Here is a 20,367-nt window from a genome sequence, read left to right as displayed (position 1 = left end):
TGCCGGCCCGGGGGGGGGGGTGGGCCGGGGGGGCCATGGGTTGTACCGGGGGGGGTGTTGGGGGCCGGGGGGGGGGGGGGGCATGGTCGCCGGGCCCCGTTCGGCCGATCGGCGTGTGGGGTGGACGCGCCGTGACGGGCTCAGTGGAACTGCTCTTCCTCCGTGGAGCCGGTGAGCGCGGTGGTGGATGAGGCGGGGTTGACGGCTGTGGAGACCAGGTCGAAGTAGCCGGTGCCGACCTCACGCTGGTGCCTCACGGCGGTGAAGCCGTGGGCCCGGGCCGCGAACTCGCGTTCCTGGAGGTCGACGTAGGCGGTCATGCCGTGCTCGGCGTAGCCGCGGGCGAGGTCGAACATGCCGTGGTTGAGGGAGTGGAAGCCGGCCAGGGTGATGAACTGGAACCTGTAGCCCATGGCACCGAGTTCGCGCTGGAACTTGGCGATCTGATCGTCGTCCAGGGCGGCCTTCCAGTTGAAGGACGGCGAGCAGTTGTAGGCCAGCATCTGGTCCGGGTGCTGCGCGTGGACGGCCTCGGCGAACTCGCGGGCCTGGGCGAGGTCCGGGGTGCCGGTCTCGACCCAGATGAGGTCGGCGTACGGGGCGTAGGCGAGACCGCGGGCTATGACCGGGGCCATGCCGTTCTGTACGCGGTAGAAGCCCTCCGCCGTCCGCTCGCCGGTCGTGAAATGCGCGTCGCGCTCGTCTACGTCGCTGGTCAGCAGGTTCGCGGCGAGGGCGTCCGTGCGGGCGATGATCAGGGTCGGGGTGTCCGCGATGTCGGCGGCGAGGCGGGCCGCGTTGAGGGTGCGGATGTGCTGGGAGGTGGGGACGAGGACCTTGCCGCCGAGGTGGCCGCACTTCTTCTCCGAGGCGAGCTGGTCCTCGTAGTGGATGCCCGCCGCACCGGCTGCGATCATCGCCTTGGTCAGCTCGAAGGCGTTCAGCGGCCCGCCGAAGCCCGCCTCTGCGTCGGCGACGATCGGGGCCAGCCAGTCCGTCCTGTCCGTGCCGCCCTCGGCGGTGGCGATCTGGTCGGCCCGCAGCAGCGCGTTGTTGATCCGACGCACAACCTGGGGAACCGAGTTGACCGGGTACAGGGACTGGTCGGGGTATGTGTGACCGGCCTGGTTCGCGTCGGCGGCCACCTGCCAGCCGGACAGGTAGATCGCCTGGAGGCCGGCCCGTACCTGCTGAACGGCCTGACCGCCGGTCAGCGCGCCGAGGGCGTGAACGTAGTCGAGCTCGTGGAGCTGGCGCCACAGCCGCTCGGCGCCGCGGCGGGCCAGGGTGTGTTCCTCGCGGATGCTGCCGGAGAGCCGGACCACGTCCTCGGCCGAGTAGGTGCGCTCGATGCCCGCCCAGCGGGGGTCCGTGGCCCACCGCTGTTCCAGGTGCTGAACCGCCGCAGTGGTCGTCTTCGCGTCTGCCATGACCGTCACCGTCTCCATGAGTCGCTTGATCTGCCAACGTGCTCGTCCGTCGCGACGAGGGATGGGCACCGTGTGCCTTGATGGGGGTGCGGCCGCCGGCTCCACCGGGGCGGAACTGAGCAACTTGCAGTGGGACGGCCGAGTTCGGGCTGTCGGGATCTCCGACGTCAGGGCTTGGATCGTGCCTCGACTGCCCTGCTCGGCCGTCGGGGGTCCGGCGGGCCGCACGACAGACTCTGACAGCGGCACGCAGTGCCATCAATGTGTGACGACTGCCAATCTTTGCGAATCTTCCGCGGCGTATGTGCCAAGCTTGCGAAGGGTGGCATCGGCAACATCGTGCGTACTCTGAAACCGGAGCGAGGGTGGAGGAGTTCGGGTGGGCAAGACGTACGCGGGGGCGCGGCTGCGGAGGCTGCGCGAGGAGCGCCGGATGAGCCAGGCCGAGCTGGCCCGGGTCCTGGGCATCTCCCCCAGCTACCTCAACCAGATGGAGCACGACTCGCGCCCGCTCACCGTCCCGGTTCTGTTGCGGCTGACCGAGACGTTCGGGGTCGACCCGGGGTTCTTCTCCGAGCGGGACACCAGCCGACTCGTCGCCGACCTGCGCGAGGCGCTCGCGACCGAGGTCGCCGCCGCCCGCGTGTCCCCGTCCGACCTGGCGGAGCTGGCCACCCGAATGCCCGCCGTCGCCTCGGTCCTGCTGGACCTGGGCCGGCGCAGCCAGCACCTCGCCGAACGGCTGGCGGAGACCGCGGACGGCCGGGACGCCCGGGACGGCGGGCCCGGGGCGCCGCGCTCGCCGCACGAGGAGATCCGCGAGTTCTTCTACCGCCGCCAGAACTACCTCCACGACACCGACCTCGCCGCCGAGGGCCTCGCCCAGGAGATCGGCATCCGTCCCGGCGAGGTCGTCCAGGTGCTCTCGAACCGGCTCGCCGACGCACACGGGATTCGCCTCGCAGCCGGCTCCGCGGAGCTGCACCGCTTCGACCGGCGAGCCAGGGTCCTGCACCTGTCCGGGCGTCTGCGGCCCGGCCAGCAGGCGTTCCGGATGGCCACCCAGCTCGCCCTGCTCGAGTACGGGGAGGAGCTGGACCGGCTGGCCGCAGAGGACTTCGAGCCCGGCTCCCCCACGCACGCCCTCGCCAGGATCGGCATCGCGAACTACTTCGCCGCCGCGCTGGTCCTCCCGTACCGGAACTTCCACTCGGCCGCCGAGGAGTTCCGCTACGACATCGAGCGGCTCACCGACCACTTCGGCCTCGGCTACGAAACCGTCTGCCACCGCCTGAGCACCCTCCAACGTCCCAGGTTGCGCGGGGTTCCCTTCTCCTTCGTGCGAGTGGACCGGGCCGGAAACATGTCGAAGCGGCAATCCGCCACCGGATTCCACTTCTCCCGCGCGGGCGGCACCTGCCCGCTGTGGAACGTCTACGAGGCCTTCGCCTCCCCCGGCCGCATCCACGTCCAGGTGGCCGCCATGCCCGACGGGCAGCGGTACCTGTGGACCGCCCGCGCCGTCACCCGGCACCGCGGCGGCTGGGGCGAGCCCGGCAAGACCTTCGCCATCGGCCTCGGCTGCGAGGTCCGGCACGCCTCCCGCCTCGTCTACTCCGACGGACTCGACCTCGACAACGCCTCCGCCGCCACCCCCATCGGCATGGGCTGCCGGCTGTGCGAACGCCTCGACTGCCCGCAGCGCGCGGTGCCGCCCCTCGGCCGTACGCTCGCGGTGGACGAGAACACCAGCACCTTCGTGCCGTACCCCGTCAGCGCCGAACACGATCGGGAGGGACAGCTCGGCGACGTCGGTAGTAGGCGTAGGTGAGGGCGAGCACGATCGGGCCCCACAGCATCACTGGGCTGATGCACACACGTGCCAGGACCATCCACCAGCCGTTGCTGAAGGCGACCTCCTCGAAGCCCAGCAGGCCGAACCAGGCGAGGGGCATGGTGTCCCACATCGCGACCAGTCCCAGTCCGCCCAAGGCCGCCGGAATGATCGCGGCGAGCGGCGCGACCCGCCGGCCCCCGATCAGGGGTACCCAGTCCGGGACCTTCTCGCCCCACCCGCTGACCAGGCCGGTACAGAGCAGTGCCAGTGCCTCGGTGAGCACGCTCAGCCCGAACACGTAGGCCGGGGCCCACCACGGCATGGGCGGTGCCAACGGTTCTACCGTTCCCATCGAGAAGTCGAAGGCGAACGGAAGCCGCCACAGGCATTGCGGCAGGACGACGAACGGAAGGGCCTTCGCGAGCCGAAGCGCCCAACGCGGAGCCGGACGCTCGGTGTCACCCAGAGCAAGGTTGATCGGCATGACTCCACCGTCGCCGAACCCACGACGACAGTGCGTCGGCCGCACGGACGATCAGGTCCCCCACACGGGGGAGTCGCCTGTTGATCGCATCGGCGGTTGACGGTCAGAAACCTGACCGCCTCACCCTCATCACACCCACCCGAACCCTCCGAAGCGCAGTGGCAGCCCGGATCCGGCCGCCGCCCCGCCTTCAGGTTGCCCCGCGGGACGCCGTTCCGACGTGGGCCCTGTCAGGCGTGCGCACTCGCGGGCGGCTGCTGGCTGGTGCAGTACCGGCACTTGGTCGCCGCCTCGGGAATGTCCTCGGCCAGACAGGCTGGGCAAGTCTTCACCGGCCCCGGCTCACCGAACACGGTGACGCCGCGGCGGGCCTGGTAGTGCTTGTACGGCACGACGATCAGGAAGTACACAACCGCCAGGAAAACGAGAAAGTAGATCAGCGCCGAAATGAACTGCCCGATGTCGAGGTACGTCGCGTTGTTCCCCTCCTCCCCGAGTTGCCAGCCCAGTCCGGGGGAGTCGCGCCCCTGGAACCGGGCGACGATCGGGTTGATGATGTAATCGGTGAACGCCTTGATCAGAGTGGAGAAGGCCAGCGCGGTGACCAGACCGACAGCGATCACGATGACGTCGCCGCGCATGAGGAAGTTTTTGAAGCCCTTGAGCACGTTACTGCTTCCTTTTCCGAAGACGGGAGTCTTCAGCACGCTAGGCGCGGACTCGGCTCGGGAACGGTGAGCCACGGCGGGAAGCACCCGGACGGCGGCCCACGGGTCGAGGCCGTCCGACGGTTCTGGCACTGCTGCCGGCCACCGTCCCGCAGACCATGCCCCGCCCGCCGCATCCCCAACTCGGAGAGCAACGCATACCGGTGAACCAGATATCGCATCCGTCCCGTCGACTGCACGCCGGCTGGGCCCTCACCCTCTCCGTCGACTTCCTGGCCACCCTGCTGACGGCTTGCGTGCTGTGCGCTGCGGGCACCCTGCTCCCCGGGATCACGGAGGACCACGGCCCCACCACCGAGCCCACCTCATCCAGGGCCCTGGCCCTCTTCCTGACGGCCCTCCTACTGATCTCGTCACTGGCCATGACGGCAGCTTCGATCTCACGGGCGAGGACCGAGCGCTCCCGCACCCTCGCCCTGCGTCTCTCGGCCGTTCGACTCGCACTGCTGGTGCTCGCGGCGGCATCCTTCGTCGTGTACGGCATCGTCACCGTCGAGCTCGCCTGACCGGGCCCGACGCGAGCCGCCTGTGACGGCCGCGTCCGTCTCTCGTCGACCGGGGAACCGCCCGGTCTCCCGGCCCCCTCGCAGACGCCCCGTCGCCAGGATTCTGTGGCGGGCACGCCTCGCGTGGCATCCCGCTCCTCTTCCGGAGCAACTCTGCCGGTGTGGGCGGTGGCCGACGCCTCCCTGCCACGCGGTGTCCGGAAGGATCAGCTGCCGAGGCCTCCGGCGCACTCGGCCGCTACCCAGCCCTTTCGGCCGAGGTAGTTGACGGCGATCCAGCTGTCGTCCTGAGGCTCACCCTGCTCACAGCGATATTTGCGTCCCACTACCGAACCGCACCTGTCCCACACCGGCAGCCGGCGGCCTTCGTACCTGACGATGAGGCCTGCCCGGGGGTCCTTGTTCTCCCTGACGTTGTAGTAGCCGCGGAAGCTGGACACATACAGGTAGCACGCCATGCTGGCCTGCGTCTGAACAGTCGACTCGGCTGCGGCGTGCGCGGGAGGCGTCACAGCCCCCAGGAAGACGACAGCCGACGCCGCGGCCGTGATGCACAACGAAGTCTTTGCACGTCCCACGGTTGCACCCCTTCTGTGCTGAACCACGCGATAAAGAGACTTTGCGGCGGTGTGCTGTGCAGCAACCTAGCGGTCCTGCCGTGTCGCAGTCAGACCGATTCAGGCCCACTCCCGGCGCCGGGCAGGCGTTGGGCGGTTACCCGCTTCGGGCGCTACCGGACGCCTTGGAGGCTCGGCTGGTCTCCCGGCCCCCGGGTCGTAACCGGAGGCCGGGACCGCCTGGATGCGGTGCTGCCGGCGGCCGCGGCCCCGACCGGCTCGGGCTGGCCCCCGAGGCCCCGAAGTGCTCGATCCGTACCCGGGTCGAGCCGTCTGCGACTTGGGGGTCCGAACCGGTCCCCCGGAGCCGGGTGCGGGACGGGCAGGGGCGGACGCCGCTGACGCACGCGTGCCGGCGCGGAAGGGTAGCGCCGGGGCACGGGCGCGGGGGAAGGACAGGGGCGGTTGCGCGCACCGTATGGCCGACCCACCGTCCCCTCATCGAAGGCCCACAGGCCGTCTCACGGAGCGCCTGCGTGCCCCGGGCGCCCCGGCCCCCTTCCATGGATGCCTCTCCCTCACGGAACAGGCTGCTAATGACGTCCATCTCGCCCACCCCGCTCCCCCGTCGGGCTCTGGTCTCCGCCGCGTTCGCGCTCGGAGCCGCCACCATCCTGCCCACCGCCGCCGTCTCCCCGGCTCGCGCAGCCACCGGCCTCAGGGCGCCCCGGGGTCACGACGACTTCCCCGCGCCGGAGATCACCGACTGTGCCGGCTGGGGCGCCCGGGCGGCGTCCGAATCCGTCGTGCTCCTTGCCGCGCGTCCGGAACGGATCATCGTCCACCACACGGCCACGGCCAACGTCACCGACTACTCGATGGAACGGGCCCACGAGCTGGCCCGCGCCACGCAGTCGTACCACATGGACCTTCAGGGCTGGATCGACACCGGTCAGCACTTCACCGTCAGCCGGGGCGCTTTCATCCTGGAGGGCCGCCACCACAGCCTCACCGCGCTGAACGCGGGGAACCGAATGGTGCGGGCCGCTCACTGCATCGGCCAGAACAGCCTGGCCATCGGCATCGAGAACGAGGGCATCTACATGACGGAGGAACCTCCTGAGGCGCAGTTCTACGCCCTCGCCGATCTGTGCGCCCACATCTGCCGTCAGTACGACCTACCCACCTCCGAGATCTACGGGCACCGAGACTTCAACAGCACCGCCTGTCCGGGCGACACGCTCTACGCGATGCTCCCGATGCTGCGCGACGAGGTGGCGAAACGCCTGTGTTGAACGTCGCCTCCGCATCGCCTCCTGCCCGGCAAGGCGGAGGGTGAGCGCGGCCGTCTGCTCGCTGATCGAGCCGTCGTTCGGCGTACGGGTCGGTCGGGTGGGCGCCAGGGAGCGGTCACGGCGAAAGCATCCCGTCGGCGCGTCGCTCGTGCGGGGCGCCGACGGGTTTCCTGGCGCCTGCCCTAAGGGTTGGGTCAGCCGGCGTGGACACGGGGACGGCGGGTGCGGTCCGGTTCGGCTTCACGAATGACCTCGCGGGTGACGGGGGCGACCTCGCCCTGCCCGAAGAGGAAGAACCGCAGGAAGTTGGCGAGGGCGTTGCCCTCGGTCCACTCGAAGTTGATGTGGGGGCGCTGCCCGGTCTCGTCCCGTACGTGGAGCAGCAGGGCCGCGAGCGCATTGGGTATGGGCGAGGACTCCAGGGTGAGGACCCGGTAGCGGTCGTGCATGACCTCGCCGCGAACCCGTAGACCGGCTTCGAACTCCGACGGATCCAGAACCGTGACCTCGACCCACACGAAGTCGTCACCTCGGCAACCTGCTGGCCATGTCCCGGCTCAACACCGGCACCGTCGTCTCCCTCATCCGCGAGACCGACCTCGACGAAGTGGTCCCGATGGCCCTGGGCGGCGTACCGGAGACCAGCGTCGAGCTCGACATCCCCGAAACGCTCCCCCTGGTCGCCGTCGACCGGGGCCCCTTGGAGCGCGCCGTCGCCAACATCGTCGAGAACGCCGTCAAGTACAGCCCCGCGGGCCGACCGGTCGTCGTCTCCGCCAGTGCCCTGGCCAGCCGGGTCGAACTGCGCGTGGTGGACGGCGGACCGGGTGTCCCGGACGGGGCCAAGGACCGCATCTTCGAACCCTTCCAGCGGCACGGGGACGCCCCGCGGGGCGCCGGCGTCGGCCTGGGCCTCGCCGTCGCCCGCGGCTTCACCGAGGCCGTCGGCGGCACGCTGACCGCGGAGGCCCCCCGGAGGCGGCCTCACCATGGTCCTCGCCCTGCCCATCGCGGGCGACGGCCCCCCGGTGGCGGCAGTGCTGCCGACGTCAGCGGTGACCTGACCCGTACGGACAGGAGGACGGCGAAGCCCGTGAGCCGCCCGACCCCGGTATCCCACCCCGGTCGCCGGACGGGCCAGGTGTCGTGCGACGGACCGGTCGGCCACGGCCGCGAGACGGTTGCGGCCGACGAGGACCCACCGGCCCGCGCTCCCACAGCCGGCCCGTCCGCGCAGGAGCCGGGGAAACGTCCATGGTGCCCTTCAGCCGCCGACGTGGATGCCCGGCCGCTGGTCCGGGTCGGGCTCATGGCTGCGGATGATCTCCCGGGTGACGGGCGCGGTGTCACCCCGGCCGAGGAGGAAGTACCGGACCATGTGGACCAGCGGACTCCCCTCCGCCCACGCGAAGTGGCAGTGCGGGCGGACACCGGTCGCGTCCCGCAGGGCCAGGAGGACCGCGGCGATGGCGTTGGGCGCCGCGGGGGCCTCGGCGCGCAGGATGCGGTGGCGGCCGACCTCCACCCCGCGAACGGTGAGGGTGTCGCTGAAGTCGGAGGGGTCAACCACGTCGATCTCCAGGAACATCACGTCGGCGCGCCCCGGAACCGGGTTCACGCTGCGCTGCTCGTGTTCCTTGGCGCTGTATTCGACGGTGTCGCCGGTCTGCCGCCGATTGGCGATGATGTTGAGGGCCTGGTCGTGGGCGATGCTGTCGGTGACGAACCTGCGCGCGGCCTCGTCGAAGACGATGCGGTCGGCGCGCAGCTCGGTGGTGCGCGAGACCCGGGACACCAGCGACACCAGGATCATCCCGGCGATGAACGCCCCCGAGATGGCGATGCCGTCGGGCTTGTCGATGATGTTCGCCAACAGCGCGTAGAGCAGCACTGCGGTGAGCAGTCCGAACCCGACGGCCGGCGCGCGCCGCCCCGTACGGGCCACCGACAGCGTCACCGCGAAGGCACCGGAGACCATCATGGCGAGGATGCCGGTGGCGTAGGCTCCGGCCTGGTCGTCGACGTCGGCGTCGAACACGATCGTGATGACGATGCACACGGCGGTGTACACCAGCACCACGGGCCGCACGGCGCGCCCCCACTCCGGAGCCATGCCGTAGTCGGGCAGGTACCGGGGGACGATGTTGACCAGCCCGGCCATGGCCGACGCACCGGCGAACCACAGGATCAGGATCGTGCTGATGTCGTAGACGGTGCCGAACCCTTCGCCGACGTGCTCGTGCGCCAGCCACGCCAGGGCGCGGCCGTTGGCGGCGCCCCCGGGCTGGAACTCTTGCGGTGGGATCAGCACGGTGGTCACGAAGCTGGCCGACAACAGGTACACGCTCATGATGAGCGCGGCGGTCGTCAGCAACCGGCGGGTGTTGTGGATCCGCGAACGCAGCCGCTGCTCCTCGTCGGCGCCGTCGGCGGCGACGAGCGGCATCATGCTCACGCCGGTCTCGAAGCCCGAGAGGCCCAGGACCAGCAGGGGAAAGGCGAGCAGCGCCGGCCCGAGGAGGTGGCCGAAGCCGGCCCCGTCTCCGACGAGCGCGTCCGTCCACGCCGACAGGGCGCCCGGGGTGGTGAACACGTCGACCAGCCCGACGGCGATGATCACCGCGTTGAGCGCCAGGAACACCGCGACGAGGGGAATCGCCACGCTGACCGCTTCGCTGAACCCGAGCAGGAACACCCCGCCCAGCACCAACAGCAGCCCGATGGTCAGAGCGACCTCGTGGCCGTGCAGCACCGCGGGGAAGAAGGGGTTCTCCACCACGTGCACGGAGGCGTCGGCCGTGGACAGGGTGATGGTGATGATCCACGAGGTGGCCACGAAGCCGAGCAGGACCAGGACGAACAGCTTGCCCCACCAGAACGGGAGCAGTTTCTCCAGCATCGCCACCGACCCGGCGCCGTGCGGGCTCTCCTCGGCGACGCGCCGGTACATCGGCAGCATGCCCGCCAGGGTCAGGACCACGATCAGCAGCGTCGCCAGCGGGGAGACGGCACCGGCGGCCAGCGCGGCGATCGCCGGCACGTAAGCGAGGCTGGAGAAGTAGTCGACACCGGTCAGGCACATCACCTTCCACCAGGCGTGCGGCACGGCATGCCCCTCCTCCGCGGCGGGCCCCACCGGCTGCACCTGATGCCGCAGCAACCACCGCTCGAACGTCCCGGTCGGCTCCTCACGCACTGCGGGACTCTCCACCACCTCCGGCAACACCGGCTCGTACCGCTCCGCCACGCCCCTTCAGCTCCTTCCACCACACCGCTGACCCGGCCCGGCCGGGCGGCCGTCACCCACCGCCACACCGACGCAACGATCACCGAGTATGCGGGCACGGCCGACGAGTGCGGCCGCCCGCGCCCCGACACGCCGCGACCGGCCGCGAAGCTTCGCCCGCCTCCCCCAAACCCGACGGCATCCCCTCCTCGCCAGTGCCGAGCGCTCACGGGCGGCCAGGGTGGCTCCGGCTGACCACCGTGCGCAGCGGGCAGGCCGCTCCGCACGGCCGCGGTGCTCATCGCAGCGCAAGTGCCTGCCGGACGGCGGGCTGCTGCATCGACCAGAGCGTCTGCGCTCGTTCGCTGTTCACTGACCTGGGCGCAGCGTCAGTGAGTCGGGATCGGTTGGGTGAGGTTCACCGGATTGCCGTCGGGGTCTTGGATATGGGCGACGCGCTGTCCCCACGGCATGTCGGTGGGGCCGCTGCGGACCGAGCCGCCCAGCGCCGTTACCCGGCTGAGCGTCTCGTCGACGTCGTCGACACCGATGCTGAGCAGGATCCGTGGCGCCGCCCCGGCCCCGGGGTCCGCCTTGGCCACCAGTCCGAGGTCGGTGTCGCCGATGCGCAAGCCGAGGTAGAAGGCCGGGCCTTCCTCCGGGATTCGGAAGGTTTCCTCGGCGCCGAACAATTTCGTATAGAAGCCGAGCAGGACGTCCTGGTCGGCAGTCATGATCACGGGCTGGATGGTGGACATGGCGCTCCTCTCGCGAACGGTCGTGTCGCTGGATGGACCGTTCGAAGACGGAGAACTCATCGGCGAACCCGCCCTGCCGGACGATCTGCACCCCGGACTGCCGCCCACGACCAGCACGACCACCCCGAAAACAGAGCAACGCCACCGCTCTGACCAGCCACTTCCACATGGCGCAGCCCCGGTCCGGGGCGGCGGCGAGCCGGACCACCTCCGCGCCCTCGGAGCAGGCTCAGGCGGGAAATGAGCGCGAGCTGCTCGGTCTGCCCCGCGCGTCACTGGTGAGTGGGGCGGCTGCCATCCGCGCCGGCCGATGGAACGATCTTCGACGAGCGGAATCCGACACAGGCGACTGCTCGCTGCGCGGGAGCGTGTTCGCGAGCTGCGGGGCGTCCGCAGCCAGGCGAAAGGGCGAGGCCGGCGGAGGTTGCGGTGTGACCCGTGTGCACGACGCCTACGCCGGCAGGCTGTGCACGGCGAGCCGTCCGGGCCCGGGGGCTGGATGGGTGCATTCTGTCGGCTGTTCAGCTTTCCCGACGCGCGGGTCAGCTGAGTGTGGGGCTCCGGGCTGTCGTCTTCCGGAGCCCCACTTCATGTCCGCGCCCGTACGGGCGAGACGGCGTGACACAGCCCGGCCGGGTGACTACGGGCCTGGCCGGGCTCTGCGTGCGTGGGGGCGGGCGGTGTGGGCGGTGGCGTGATCACCAGCAGGTGATCGACGGGATACTGCATCGCGTGCGCACTGGGGTGCACGGGCGCGATCTGCCGGAGCGGTTCGGGCCCTGGAAGACCGTCTATGAGCGCCACCGGCTCTGGTCTGCCGGCGGCACCGTGGGGAAGGTCTGTCGCAGCAGGTCCAGGCCGCAGCCGACGCTGCCAGTGCGACCGACTGGGGCATCCCGGTGGCCTCCACCATCGTGCGCGCACATCAGCACGCGGCCGGCGCGCATTGATCCACCGCCGAGGCAAGTGGACGGTCAGCGACCCGAACCGCTCATGCGCCCGAGGGCCCTGACGCTTGACCAGGCGCTACCGAGTATCACGAGCCCTCCGATGACGAACGCCACGTTCGCGGTGGTCGAATTGCTGGATTTCTGCTCGTCCAGGTTCTTGCTACCGGTCTGGTGGCCGCCTGAGTAGCTGACGCAGGTGTCGCCCGCCGACATCGTCTCGCCGCCGCAGTTGGCAGACGAACCCTTGACCTGGAATCCGACGAAGACGATCGCCGCGCCGAGGGCAAGGAAGAAGAGACTCGCTAAAAGGTCCTGCCCGGGAGTGTTCTGTCTGGCTGCTGAGGTCATGACTTCCAGCCTTCCATGTACGCCGCCAGAAGAACATATGTGTTCCTGCCGAGCGCGACCCACGGCCGAGCCCCGCAGCCGCCGGTGCCCGCTGCCCGCTGCCCGCTGCCCGCAGGCACAGCGACACCGCCGGCCCCGCGGGTCCGGGCGGAAGCGGACGCGGCCGCCGACATCGACTGGGACGTCTCGGTGGACTCCACCGTCGTGCGAGTCCACCAGCATGGCGCCGGCGCCCGTTCCGATCAGCCACCAGCCCTTGCACCAAAAGGGGTTGGGCCGGGAGAACACCAGGACGATACGCCGTGGCAGAGCCTCGTCGCCCGCGTGGCGGAGGTGGTGCGGGAGGCGAGGGCCTTGACCTTTCACGCGGAGGCTTCCCCAGCAAGATCCACCTGAGCGCGGACGGCCGCTGCCGCCCGCTGTCCCTGATCGTCACGCCGGGGCAGCGGGCGGACCGCGCCGAGTTCGAACCGGTGCTGGAAAAGCTCTGTGTCCCGCGGATCGGTCCGGGCCGGCCCCGCGAGAAGCCCGACGGCCGGGCCGCCCGCATGCGCAGGGGCTCACGCGGCGGGCGGCCACCGGGCTTCGACGAGGAGCGCTACAGGAAACGGAACACCGTCCGGCGGACACGTTCGTCGTCGTGCGCTACGGGTACGCCGATTCTTCAGCGCGGAGTACTCCTGCCCGCGCGAGACGTTCGCCGAGCAGGTGCCCGCCCTCACACGTCGGTTCGGTCGGCGGACGGGGCGGCTGCGTTCCACTCTGGTCTCAGCTGGACTGCGTGTGCGTCGCGCAGCAGGTCGGGTGCCAGTCGGCGGTGTACCGCGGACAGGGGTGACCAGAGGCGTGCCGCGATCGGCTGGTGGTAGCGGATGACCGTCGCCAATGACACCTCGTGGCCGGCGATGAGGACGACGAGGTGGCCGGTCAGCATCCAGGAGTGGGCCTCGAGCCGCACCCATCCGTCACCGCGGTCGGCGATCTCCCATCCGGCGATGTGGCTTGCTGCCGCGCGCCACTTCAGGCGCAGGCCGAGAAGGACCCGCCAGATGAACTGGCCTTGGAGTCCCGCGACCTCCTCGAACGCCGCTCGGGCCCGTTGCTCCGGTGACCCGGGTGAGGAGTCGTTCGTGCTGAGCGTGAAGCAGTCGATGTAGTCGGGGTCACTGATCGGGCTGAGCGCGCGAATCGATTCGGGGACGCTGTGCTGCTGACGGACGATCAACATGTGGATCCCTCTGTTGGCTTCCTCTTGGTGGACGGTGTGCTGAGCCCGTCAGGCCGGCCTGGCGGCCGCCCGGGTCGACGCGGCCACCCGGTGTCGGCAGCATCGGACGTCCTCCAGGCGGACGTCCGGGGCGATCCCATGGATGCGCCAAGGTGTAGACGCGTGTACGGATTGCGGAACCCTCACCGGTGTTCCTCGGTCCGTTCAAGGGCAGCGGGCGCGACTCCGAGCACCCCTGCGGCGGCGCGTTCGGCGAGCAGTTCGTCGTGGGGGGTGCAGCCGGCCAGGGCGACGACGGTTCCTTCGAGCGCGCCGACGAAGGCGAGCGCGACCGTGCGGGTCGGTGGGCCGGGCGGGATCGCTCCCGATGCCCGTCCGGCGTCGATGAGTTCGGCGCAGTGGGTGACGAGCTCGGCGTAGCTCCGCTCCACCGCGTGTCCGACGGGATGGTCCTGCCCGGCGAATTCCAGCCGCAGTGCGATCGCCATGCGGGCGACGTCGCGCCGGCAGAAGACGGCGTGCCCGCGGGCCATGGCCAGCAGGGCCGCGACGGGCTCCGTCTCCTGGTCGACGAGGCAGCCCACCTCCTGCTCCCAGGTGGCGAGGACCCATTCGAGGGCGGCCAGGGTCAACTCCTGTTTGCCCTTGAACTGGTGGTAGAGGGCTCCTCGGGTGTACCCGGCCTCGCCTGCCACCTGCTCCAGCACGAGATTTCCGTACCCGACCCTGGACAGACCCCGGGCAGCAGACTCCAGCAACGCGCTGCGGCTTTGCGCGCGACGGTCGGCCTGACGGGTACGGGGGCGACTCGTCGCTGTCTGCTCGGCCGGACGGTCCGAACTCGACGGGTTACGTACATTCATGTATGCATGTTAACTCCGCCGTCCAGCCGAAGGAACACGCGCCGGCGGGACCGGCTCGGCCCGCCCGAACGCGGTTTGCACGGTCAGCAGCTCCACTACGAAGAGCGCGCCGGCTACTCAGAGCTCACCGACGAGGAGCTCACCGCCTGGGAGGAGGAGGTTCAGGCCGCCCCCAGCCGAGTCCCGACGCGGAAGCGGGGTCCCGTGCCCGCCTGTGGAAAGAGGTTCTCCGGCGCTCTCGCAGCGGCTGACGCCCGGCCACCCCGCCTCAAGGGTCGCCCTGCGCTGGAGACCTCTGCGATCTAGACTGGAACGGAATGGCCAGGCCGCCCCTCCGTCGCGCGACGTCCGTCTTGAGGGAGGTCCCGTGGACCTCACCACCGTCACCGAAGTCGTCCGGCACCCCTCCGAGCAGCCAGCCGCAGACTGGCGCGAGGGGGACGCCTGGCTGGCGGGTGGAACCTGGCTGTTCTCCACGGAGCAGCCCCACCTGCGCCGCCTCGTCGATCTGACGGCTCTGCGTTGGGATCCCCTCGTCCCGAGCGTCGAGGGACTTGAGATCGGCGCCACGTGCACCGTCCGCGACCTGCACGCCTTCGCCCATCCGGACGACTGGACCGCGGGCCCGCTGCTCAGGGCGAGCTGCGAGGCCTTCCTGTCCTCGTTCAAGGTGTGGAACGCCGCGACCGTCGGCGGGAACATCTGCATGTCGTTGCCGGCAGGCCCCATGATCACACTGACGGTGGCGCTGGAGGCCACGTACGAACTCTGGGCCCCTGACGGGTCCGAGCGCACCGTGGACGCGCTCGATTTCGTGACCGGCGACGGCCAGAACGTCCTCGCCCCCGGCGAGATCCTGCGGCGGGTCCGCATCCCGGCGAACGCCCTGAGAAAACGGGCCACCCACCGCCGTTTCACGCTCACCCACCTCGGCCGCTCGACCGTCTTCATCGTCGGAACGCGGACACCGGGAGCGAACGACCTGCTGCTCACCGTCACGGCCGGCACCACACGACCGGTTCGCATGGCCTTCGACACCATGCCCGATGCCCCCGGCCTTCAGCAGAGCATCGACGTCATCCCCAGCGACGTCTGGTTCGCGGACCCCAACGGAACCCCCGACCACCGCCGCCATCTGACGAAGCACTTCGTCGAAGAGATCCGTCACGAACTCGCAAACGGGGACCCGTCATGACGTACAGCGTCAACGGCAGGGCCTTCAACCGGCAGGCAGAGCCGGGCCAATGCCTGCGCACCTTCCTCCGCTCGCTCGGCCACTTCGGCGTCAAGAAGGGCTGCGACGCCGGCGACTGCGGGGCCTGCACGGTGTGGTTGGACGGCACCCCGGTCCACAGCTGCATCACTCCCGCGTTTCGCGCCGACGGTCACGAGGTCACCACCATCGAGGGCCTCGGCTCACCCGGAGACCTGCACCCGATGCAGCGCCGGTTCCGCGACGCGCCCGGATTCCAGTGCGGCTTCTGCACCGCAGGGATGATCATGACTTCGGCGGCGTTCACCGAGGACCAGAAGGCTGACCTGCCCCGGGCGTTGAAGGGCAACCTCTGCCGCTGCACCGGCTACCGGGCCGTCGAGGACGCGGTGAACGGCCGCGTCGGCGTGGAGACGGCAAAGCCGGGAAAGGCCGTCGGAACGAGCGTCGGCGCACCCGCCGCCAACGACGTGGTGACCGGCCGAGCCGAATTCACGATGGACACCCACATGGAGGGAATGCTGCACCTCAAAGTGCTGCACTCACCCCATGCACACGCCCGTATCCTCTCGATTGACAAGACCGCCGCGCTCGCGGTTCCCGGCGTGCACCGCGTCTACACCTGGGAGGACGTGCCGCGCAAGCGCTTCACCACGGCCATCCACACCGACCACCTCGTCGATCCTGACGACACCTTCGTCCTCGACGACACGGTCCGCTTCGTGGGCCAGCGCGTCGTCGCCGTGCTGGCCGACACCCCCGGCGCGGCAGAGGAGGGCTGCCGGCAGGTGGTCGTCGAGTACGAGCCGCTACCGGCCGTGTTCGACCCCGAGGTGGCCATGGCCGAGGGGGCTCCGCCGGTACACGGCGGCGCGGAGGATCCCTTCGTCCGTGATCCCGTCCGCAACATCCTGCTCGAACTGCACTCGCACATCGGCGATGTGGGCGCGGGATTCGCCGAAGCGGACGTGATCCACGAAGGCACGTACTCCTCACCACGCGTGCAGCACGCGCACCTGGAGACGCACGGCTCGATCGCCTGGATGGAGGGCGGGCGGCTGAACGTCCGCACCAGTTCGCAGTCACCGTCGATCGCGAAGGTCAAACTGAGCTATCTGTTCGCGCTGCGCCCCGACCAGCTTCGCGTGTTCTGCAAGCGGGTGGGCGGTGGCTTCGGCGGCAAACAGGAAGTGATCTCGGAGGACCTGGTGGCGCTCGCCACTTTGGACACCGGGCGGCCCGTCTGCTTCGAGTACACCCGCGAGGAGGAGTTCACCACCGCCTCGCCTCGACACCCGATGACGCTGACGGTCAAGCTGGGCGCCAAGGCGGACGGAACGCTCACGGCCCTCCAGGTCCGCAACGTGTCGAACACGGGTGCGTACGGCAACCACGGCGGCGAAACGCTGTACGCCGGTGGCGCCGCAGTCATGATCTACCGCTGCCCCAACAAGCAGTACGACGCGTACTCGGTGTACACCAACACCGTGCCGAGCGGGGCGCTACGGGGCTACGGGATGACGCAGCCGGCGTTCGCCGTGGAGTCCGCCATGCACGAGCTCGCGGTCGCCCTGCACATGGACCCGCTCGAACTACGGCGACGCAACATCGTGCGGCCGGGTGACCCCCTCATCGCCATGCACGACGGCCCGGACGACGTGACCTTCACGGAGGACGGACTGGCCACGTGCATCGACCTGGTGGACAGGGCCATGGCCCGTTCGGCGGAGGAGCCGGAGGAGCCGGACCTGGGCCCGGGGTGGCTCATCGGGTCCGGCGTCGCGAGCTCCCTGCACGAGACCGCACCCCCGACCGAACACATCTCCGAGGCCTGGGTCACGCTCGGCGACGACCTCATCTACGAAGTGGCCGTCGGCACCGCCGAGTTCGGCGAGGGCACCTCGACCGCCCACGTCCAGATCGCGGCCGGCCAACTGGGCACCACGCCGTCCCGGATCCGCCTGGTGCAGGCCGACACCGACCGCACCGGATTCGACACCGGCGCCTTCGCGAGCGCAGGTCTGTTCGTGTCGGGCAACGCGGTGCTGCGGGCGTCCAACGCCGTACGTGACCGCATCCTGGAGTTCGCCGCCGCCCACACGGGCGTCCACCTCGTGATGTGCTCCATGGACGACGACGGCGTCACCTGCGGCGACCGGCGCGTGTCCCTGGCCGAGCTCGTCGCACTGGCCCGAGCCCGCGGGATCCGCTTCACCGCGGCCCGCAAGGCCTACGGCTCGCCCCGCAGCGTCACCTCCAATACCCAGGGGTTCCGGATCGCCGTCCACCGGGTGACGGGAGAGATACGCATCCTGTACAGCGTCCAGGCGACCGACGCGGGCGTGGTCATCAACCCCCAGCAGGTCCGGGGACAGGTGGAGGGCGCCGTCGCCCAGGGCATCGGCTTCGCGCTGACCGAGAACTTCCAGGTCGACGCGGACGGGGCCGTGGTCAACCCGAACCTCCGCAACTACCGCATCCCCGCCTACGCCGACGTCCCGCGCACCGAGGTGCTCCTCGTGGACTCGGCGGACTCGGTCGGACCCCTGCGGTCGAAGGGGATGGCGGAGTGCAGCATCAACCCGGTGGCGCCCGCACTGGCGAACGCGCTCCACGACGCCACGGGCATCCGCTACCGTGCGCTGCCCCTGACTCCCGAACGGATCTACAGCCGGCTCAATGAGAAGCGGCCCGTTTCCAAGGCCTGAGCCATGGACACCGACAAGCACGAAGACGCCGCGGCGACGGCCATCATCGGCCAGCGGGTCCTGCCCGGCCGGGAGCGTGAATACGAGACCTGGCAGGACGAGGTCAACGCCGCCGCAGCCGACTACCCCGGATACCTCGGCGTCGAAGTCTCCCGACCGACGTCCCTGCAACCCGAATGGGTCATCGTCTACCGGTTCGACTCGATACCCCACCTCCAGGCGTGGATCAACAGTGCGACCCGACAGCGGCTCCTGGAGGTCGGCGACACCTACCTCGACGGCCCGGGAACCCAACGGGTCCTCAGCGGCCACACCAAAGCCCCGGATCCGCTGGTTACCGTGGTGATCACCCACCGCGTCCAACCGGACCGCGTGGACGCCTTCCTCGCGTGGCAACGTCGCATGACCGAAGAGGAGAGCAAGTTCGAGGGCTTTCGCGGCACCGAATTGTTCCGGCCGATCGACGGGCTACAGGACGAATGGACGACGCTTTACCGTTTCGACAGCGCCCAGCACCTCGACGCCTGGCTGACCTCGGCCGCACGGCAGGAAGTCCTCGCCGAGGGCAAGGAATTCAACGACTTCAAGCTGAGCACGGTCGACAACTCGTTCGGCAGTTGGTTCGCCTTCGAGGAGAACGGCACAGCAGCGTCGGCGCCCTCCGAGACGAAGACCGCCATCGCCGTCTGGGTCGGCCTCTACCCGACCGTCGTGTTCCTGACGCTCGCCATGTCTCCGCTGCACATGCCGCTCTGGCTGGGAATGCTGGTCGGCAACCTGCTCTCCAGCTTGCTCATGACCTTCCTCACGATGCCCTATTACGTGAACCCGCTGCTCAAGCGGTGGCTACGACCGCCCCCGGACGAGCCGCGGGCGAAGAACAACCGCATCGGCCTCGGGATCGTCGCCGCGGCCACGGTGTTCTGGGCCGCCGTCTTCTACCTCATGACGACGCAGATCTGGACCCTTCCCTGATCCCTGAGATCCCTGAAGAAGTACCTGATATCCCTGAAGATGTAGGTGAACCTGGCGGGACCAGGTCAGAGGACGTCGCCTCTGACCTGGTCCTTGACATTGACATGGTCCTTCGGCAGTCGCAGGGGCTGCGACCGCGACGCAGACGGCTGGCCCTCAGTGGCTGATCACGGTGCAGTTGACGGTGGTCCCGTCGGCCGCCTTGACTACGTACTTGCTCCCGCTGAGACCGCCGACGTCGAACCTTCCCGCCTTGACGGGGACGGTGCCCGAGGCGGATCCGGTGTAGGTCACCGTCCCGCTGGGGAATCCCTCACCCCACAGGTGGTACTTGCCGCTCGAGTCAGCTTCGACTTTGCACGTCGCGACGGCCACGACCCCGGGCGCGACCGTGGTCGAGGCGTGCGCGGCAACGGCGGGGCCCACCGCGAGCGCAGGGGCCACCAGGAGCGTGGATGCTGCAAGACGACGTGTCCGGTTCATCATTCGACCTGCCTTGGACGCTGACGGTGCGGCCCGTGGGGCGTGACGGCTCCGGTACCCGCGGCAGCGGCCGCACAGGACTCCGAGGGGGAAGGTCTCGCACCGTTACGCCGTGCGCACATCGCCCCACACACGCCACGCCGTTCCGTATGGCTATCGGCGCATACCGTGAGGCCTGATGCCGTTTTCATCCTATCGTCCGGCTTGTCACACGGCATCCTTCGGCTGAAGGACTGACCCCTCGTCCCGCCGACCGGGCACGGCATGCTCCAGCCGCTGTTCCGCTCGGACCGGCGCGGGACCGGAGTGCCGCTCTGACCGGTTCAGCGACCGGGTGTGGATGTCGTTTGACTGCTCGGCCTCCCTTTCCAGGAGTTCGACCATGCGGTGTAGGACGGGGAGGGGCAGGGCCGGGTTGCCCGAGGCGTCGCGGGCGGTCACGGGGTCCGTCAGGAGGCGCATCAGCACGTCGGGCGGAACTGCCGGGTTCCGGGCCGCCCCGGCCCGCACGCTCGCGTCCGTGTCGCCGAGGAGCCGTACTGCTGTGGCGGACGCGAGCCGCGGGTCCTCCGCCACGTCCCGCCGCACCTCTTCCGAATCGTCCCGGCTGAACCCCTCGACCAGATCGGGCGTCGACTCCGGGTCGGAAAGGGCGAGCCGCCGCAGCCGCGGGTCCGGGTCGGCTGCGCTCTGACCGCCTTCACCCTGGCCTTCCTGGCCTCGGTCGGCTTCAACATGGTCGAGCAGTGGTTGCAGATGCAGCCCCTGCTGGTGGTCG

At 69.9% G+C, this 20,367-nt stretch carries 16 protein-coding genes and 5 pseudogenes; 9 read left to right on the top strand and 12 right to left on the bottom strand.

Annotated elements, in window-relative coordinates:
• Nucleotides 1-140 precede the first annotated feature (140 nt).
• On the bottom strand, nucleotides 141-1,430 hold the full coding sequence (gene aceA / locus ACFV7Q_RS27060; RefSeq protein WP_385432099.1) for an isocitrate lyase: 1,290 nt from the start codon (nucleotides 1,428-1,430) through the stop codon (nucleotides 141-143).
• 379 nt (nucleotides 1,431-1,809) lie between these two features.
• Between aceA and ACFV7Q_RS27055 the strand changes: the two genes are divergently transcribed.
• Nucleotides 1,810-3,261: a short-chain fatty acyl-CoA regulator family protein gene (locus tag ACFV7Q_RS27055; RefSeq protein WP_385432098.1), complete on the top strand. Its 1,452-nt coding sequence runs from the start codon at nucleotides 1,810-1,812 to the stop codon at nucleotides 3,259-3,261.
• Here the strand turns inward: ACFV7Q_RS27055 and ACFV7Q_RS27050 are convergent.
• Together ACFV7Q_RS27050 and ACFV7Q_RS27045 are read right to left on the bottom strand one after the other, a co-directional pair.
• The gene (locus tag ACFV7Q_RS27050; protein ID WP_385432096.1) at nucleotides 3,203-3,751 is read right to left on the bottom strand and encodes a hypothetical protein; all 549 of its coding nucleotides are present in this window, start codon (nucleotides 3,749-3,751) and stop codon (nucleotides 3,203-3,205) included. The genes ACFV7Q_RS27055 and ACFV7Q_RS27050 overlap by 59 nt on opposite strands.
• Nucleotides 3,752-3,981: 230 nt before the next feature.
• Nucleotides 3,982-4,419, bottom strand: coding sequence for an MscL family protein (locus ACFV7Q_RS27045; RefSeq protein WP_385432095.1), 438 nt, complete (start codon nucleotides 4,417-4,419; stop codon nucleotides 3,982-3,984).
• Nucleotides 4,420-4,622: 203 nt separating this feature from the next.
• Here ACFV7Q_RS27045 and ACFV7Q_RS27040 point away from each other — a divergent pair, with 203 nt between their 5' ends.
• Complete coding sequence (locus tag ACFV7Q_RS27040) at nucleotides 4,623-4,985, top strand: hypothetical protein (RefSeq protein ID WP_385432093.1); 363 nt, start codon at nucleotides 4,623-4,625, stop codon at nucleotides 4,983-4,985.
• A 206-nt stretch (nucleotides 4,986-5,191) separates the two neighbouring features.
• On the opposite strand, the gene ACFV7Q_RS27035 is transcribed toward ACFV7Q_RS27040, so the two are convergent.
• Nucleotides 5,192-5,563 carry a hypothetical protein gene (locus ACFV7Q_RS27035; protein ID WP_385432092.1) on the bottom strand — a complete coding sequence of 124 codons (372 nt, stop codon included), beginning with the start codon at nucleotides 5,561-5,563 and terminating at the stop codon, nucleotides 5,192-5,194.
• A gap of 575 nt (nucleotides 5,564-6,138) precedes the next feature.
• On the opposite strand from ACFV7Q_RS27035, the gene ACFV7Q_RS27030 reads away from it, so the two are divergent.
• On the top strand, nucleotides 6,139-6,837 hold the full coding sequence (locus tag ACFV7Q_RS27030) for a peptidoglycan recognition family protein (protein WP_385432090.1): 699 nt from the start codon (nucleotides 6,139-6,141) through the stop codon (nucleotides 6,835-6,837).
• Between the two features lie 194 nt (nucleotides 6,838-7,031).
• Here the strand turns inward: ACFV7Q_RS27030 and ACFV7Q_RS27025 are convergent.
• Nucleotides 7,032-7,367 (bottom strand): annotated as a pseudogene (locus ACFV7Q_RS27025) (amino acid transporter); the annotation flags it as partial.
• On the opposite strand from ACFV7Q_RS27025, the pseudogene ACFV7Q_RS27020 reads away from it, so the two are divergent.
• A pseudogene (locus tag ACFV7Q_RS27020) lies at nucleotides 7,367-7,901 on the top strand (sensor histidine kinase); the annotation flags it as partial. The pseudogenes ACFV7Q_RS27025 and ACFV7Q_RS27020 overlap by 1 nt on opposite strands.
• Before the next feature lie 200 nt (nucleotides 7,902-8,101).
• Here ACFV7Q_RS27020 and ACFV7Q_RS27015 read toward each other — a convergent pair.
• Complete coding sequence (locus ACFV7Q_RS27015) at nucleotides 8,102-9,919, bottom strand: amino acid transporter (protein ID WP_385432110.1); 1,818 nt, start codon at nucleotides 9,917-9,919, stop codon at nucleotides 8,102-8,104.
• A gap of 533 nt (nucleotides 9,920-10,452) precedes the next feature.
• On the bottom strand, nucleotides 10,453-10,821 hold the full coding sequence (locus tag ACFV7Q_RS27010; RefSeq protein WP_385432088.1) for a VOC family protein: 369 nt from the start codon (nucleotides 10,819-10,821) through the stop codon (nucleotides 10,453-10,455).
• Nucleotides 10,822-11,535: 714 nt separating this feature from the next.
• Here ACFV7Q_RS27010 and ACFV7Q_RS27005 point away from each other — a divergent pair.
• Nucleotides 11,536-11,641, top strand: a pseudogene (locus ACFV7Q_RS27005) (transposase); the annotation flags it as partial.
• Nucleotides 11,642-11,795: 154 nt separating this feature from the next.
• Here the strand turns inward: ACFV7Q_RS27005 and ACFV7Q_RS27000 are convergent.
• Nucleotides 11,796-12,119 carry a hypothetical protein gene (locus ACFV7Q_RS27000; RefSeq protein ID WP_385432113.1) on the bottom strand — a complete coding sequence of 108 codons (324 nt, stop codon included), beginning with the start codon at nucleotides 12,117-12,119 and terminating at the stop codon, nucleotides 11,796-11,798.
• A 141-nt stretch (nucleotides 12,120-12,260) separates the two neighbouring features.
• Between ACFV7Q_RS27000 and ACFV7Q_RS26995 the strand changes: the two are divergent.
• Nucleotides 12,261-12,368: pseudogene (locus ACFV7Q_RS26995) on the top strand (IS5/IS1182 family transposase); the annotation flags it as partial.
• Nucleotides 12,369-12,837: 469 nt separating this feature from the next.
• Here the strand turns inward: ACFV7Q_RS26995 and ACFV7Q_RS26990 are convergent.
• Nucleotides 12,838-13,347: a hypothetical protein gene (locus ACFV7Q_RS26990; protein WP_385432086.1), complete on the bottom strand. Its 510-nt coding sequence runs from the start codon at nucleotides 13,345-13,347 to the stop codon at nucleotides 12,838-12,840.
• Between the two features lie 182 nt (nucleotides 13,348-13,529).
• Nucleotides 13,530-14,210 (bottom strand): TetR/AcrR family transcriptional regulator, encoded by a 681-nt coding sequence (locus ACFV7Q_RS26985; protein ID WP_385432084.1) that lies wholly within the window; start codon nucleotides 14,208-14,210, stop codon nucleotides 13,530-13,532.
• 367 nt (nucleotides 14,211-14,577) lie between these two features.
• Here ACFV7Q_RS26985 and ACFV7Q_RS26980 point away from each other — a divergent pair, with 367 nt between their 5' ends.
• Genes ACFV7Q_RS26980 through ACFV7Q_RS26970 form a run of 3 tightly spaced genes read left to right on the top strand, consistent with a single transcriptional unit; the run spans nucleotide 14,578 to nucleotide 19,106 of the window.
• Nucleotides 14,578-15,405 carry an FAD binding domain-containing protein gene (locus ACFV7Q_RS26980; protein WP_385432083.1) on the top strand — a complete coding sequence of 276 codons (828 nt, stop codon included), beginning with the start codon at nucleotides 14,578-14,580 and terminating at the stop codon, nucleotides 15,403-15,405.
• Nucleotides 15,402-18,131, top strand: a complete 2,730-nt coding sequence (locus tag ACFV7Q_RS26975; RefSeq protein ID WP_385432081.1) for a molybdopterin-dependent oxidoreductase — start codon at nucleotides 15,402-15,404, stop codon at nucleotides 18,129-18,131. Before ACFV7Q_RS26980 ends, ACFV7Q_RS26975 begins: the two co-directional genes overlap by 4 nt.
• Nucleotides 18,132-18,134: 3 nt before the next feature.
• Nucleotides 18,135-19,106: an antibiotic biosynthesis monooxygenase gene (locus tag ACFV7Q_RS26970; protein ID WP_385432079.1), complete on the top strand. Its 972-nt coding sequence runs from the start codon at nucleotides 18,135-18,137 to the stop codon at nucleotides 19,104-19,106.
• 156 nt (nucleotides 19,107-19,262) lie between these two features.
• Here the strand turns inward: ACFV7Q_RS26970 and ACFV7Q_RS26965 are convergent, their stop codons facing one another.
• On the bottom strand, nucleotides 19,263-19,550 hold the full coding sequence (locus ACFV7Q_RS26965; protein ID WP_385432078.1) for a hypothetical protein: 288 nt from the start codon (nucleotides 19,548-19,550) through the stop codon (nucleotides 19,263-19,265).
• 246 nt (nucleotides 19,551-19,796) lie between these two features.
• Nucleotides 19,797-20,367: pseudogene (locus tag ACFV7Q_RS26960) on the bottom strand (hypothetical protein); the annotation flags it as partial.

Origin of the sequence: Streptomyces sp. NPDC059851 (genome assembly GCF_042732005.1) — a bacterium.
Lineage (GTDB): Bacteria > Actinomycetota > Actinomycetes > Streptomycetales > Streptomycetaceae > Streptomyces.
Note: the sequence above shows the minus strand (reverse complement) of the source record. Positions and strands in the feature narration are given on the sequence as shown.

Coding starts and splice junctions, on each gene's coding strand:
- ACFV7Q_RS26975 (WP_385432081.1), top strand. CDS start 15,402: ATGACGTACAGCGTCAACGGCAGGGCCTTCAACCGGCAGGCAGAGCCG.
- ACFV7Q_RS27000 (WP_385432113.1), bottom strand. CDS start 12,119: ATGACCTCAGCAGCCAGACAGAACACTCCCGGGCAGGACCTTTTAGCG.
- ACFV7Q_RS27015 (WP_385432110.1), bottom strand. CDS start 9,919: ATGTGCCTGACCGGTGTCGACTACTTCTCCAGCCTCGCTTACGTGCCG.
- ACFV7Q_RS27050 (WP_385432096.1), bottom strand. CDS start 3,751: ATGCCGATCAACCTTGCTCTGGGTGACACCGAGCGTCCGGCTCCGCGT.
- aceA (WP_385432099.1), bottom strand. CDS start 1,430: ATGGCAGACGCGAAGACGACCACTGCGGCGGTTCAGCACCTGGAACAG.
- ACFV7Q_RS26985 (WP_385432084.1), bottom strand. CDS start 14,210: ATGAATGTACGTAACCCGTCGAGTTCGGACCGTCCGGCCGAGCAGACA.
- ACFV7Q_RS26970 (WP_385432079.1), top strand. CDS start 18,135: ATGGACACCGACAAGCACGAAGACGCCGCGGCGACGGCCATCATCGGC.
- ACFV7Q_RS27030 (WP_385432090.1), top strand. CDS start 6,139: ATGACGTCCATCTCGCCCACCCCGCTCCCCCGTCGGGCTCTGGTCTCC.
- ACFV7Q_RS26990 (WP_385432086.1), bottom strand. CDS start 13,347: ATGTTGATCGTCCGTCAGCAGCACAGCGTCCCCGAATCGATTCGCGCG.
- ACFV7Q_RS27010 (WP_385432088.1), bottom strand. CDS start 10,821: ATGTCCACCATCCAGCCCGTGATCATGACTGCCGACCAGGACGTCCTG.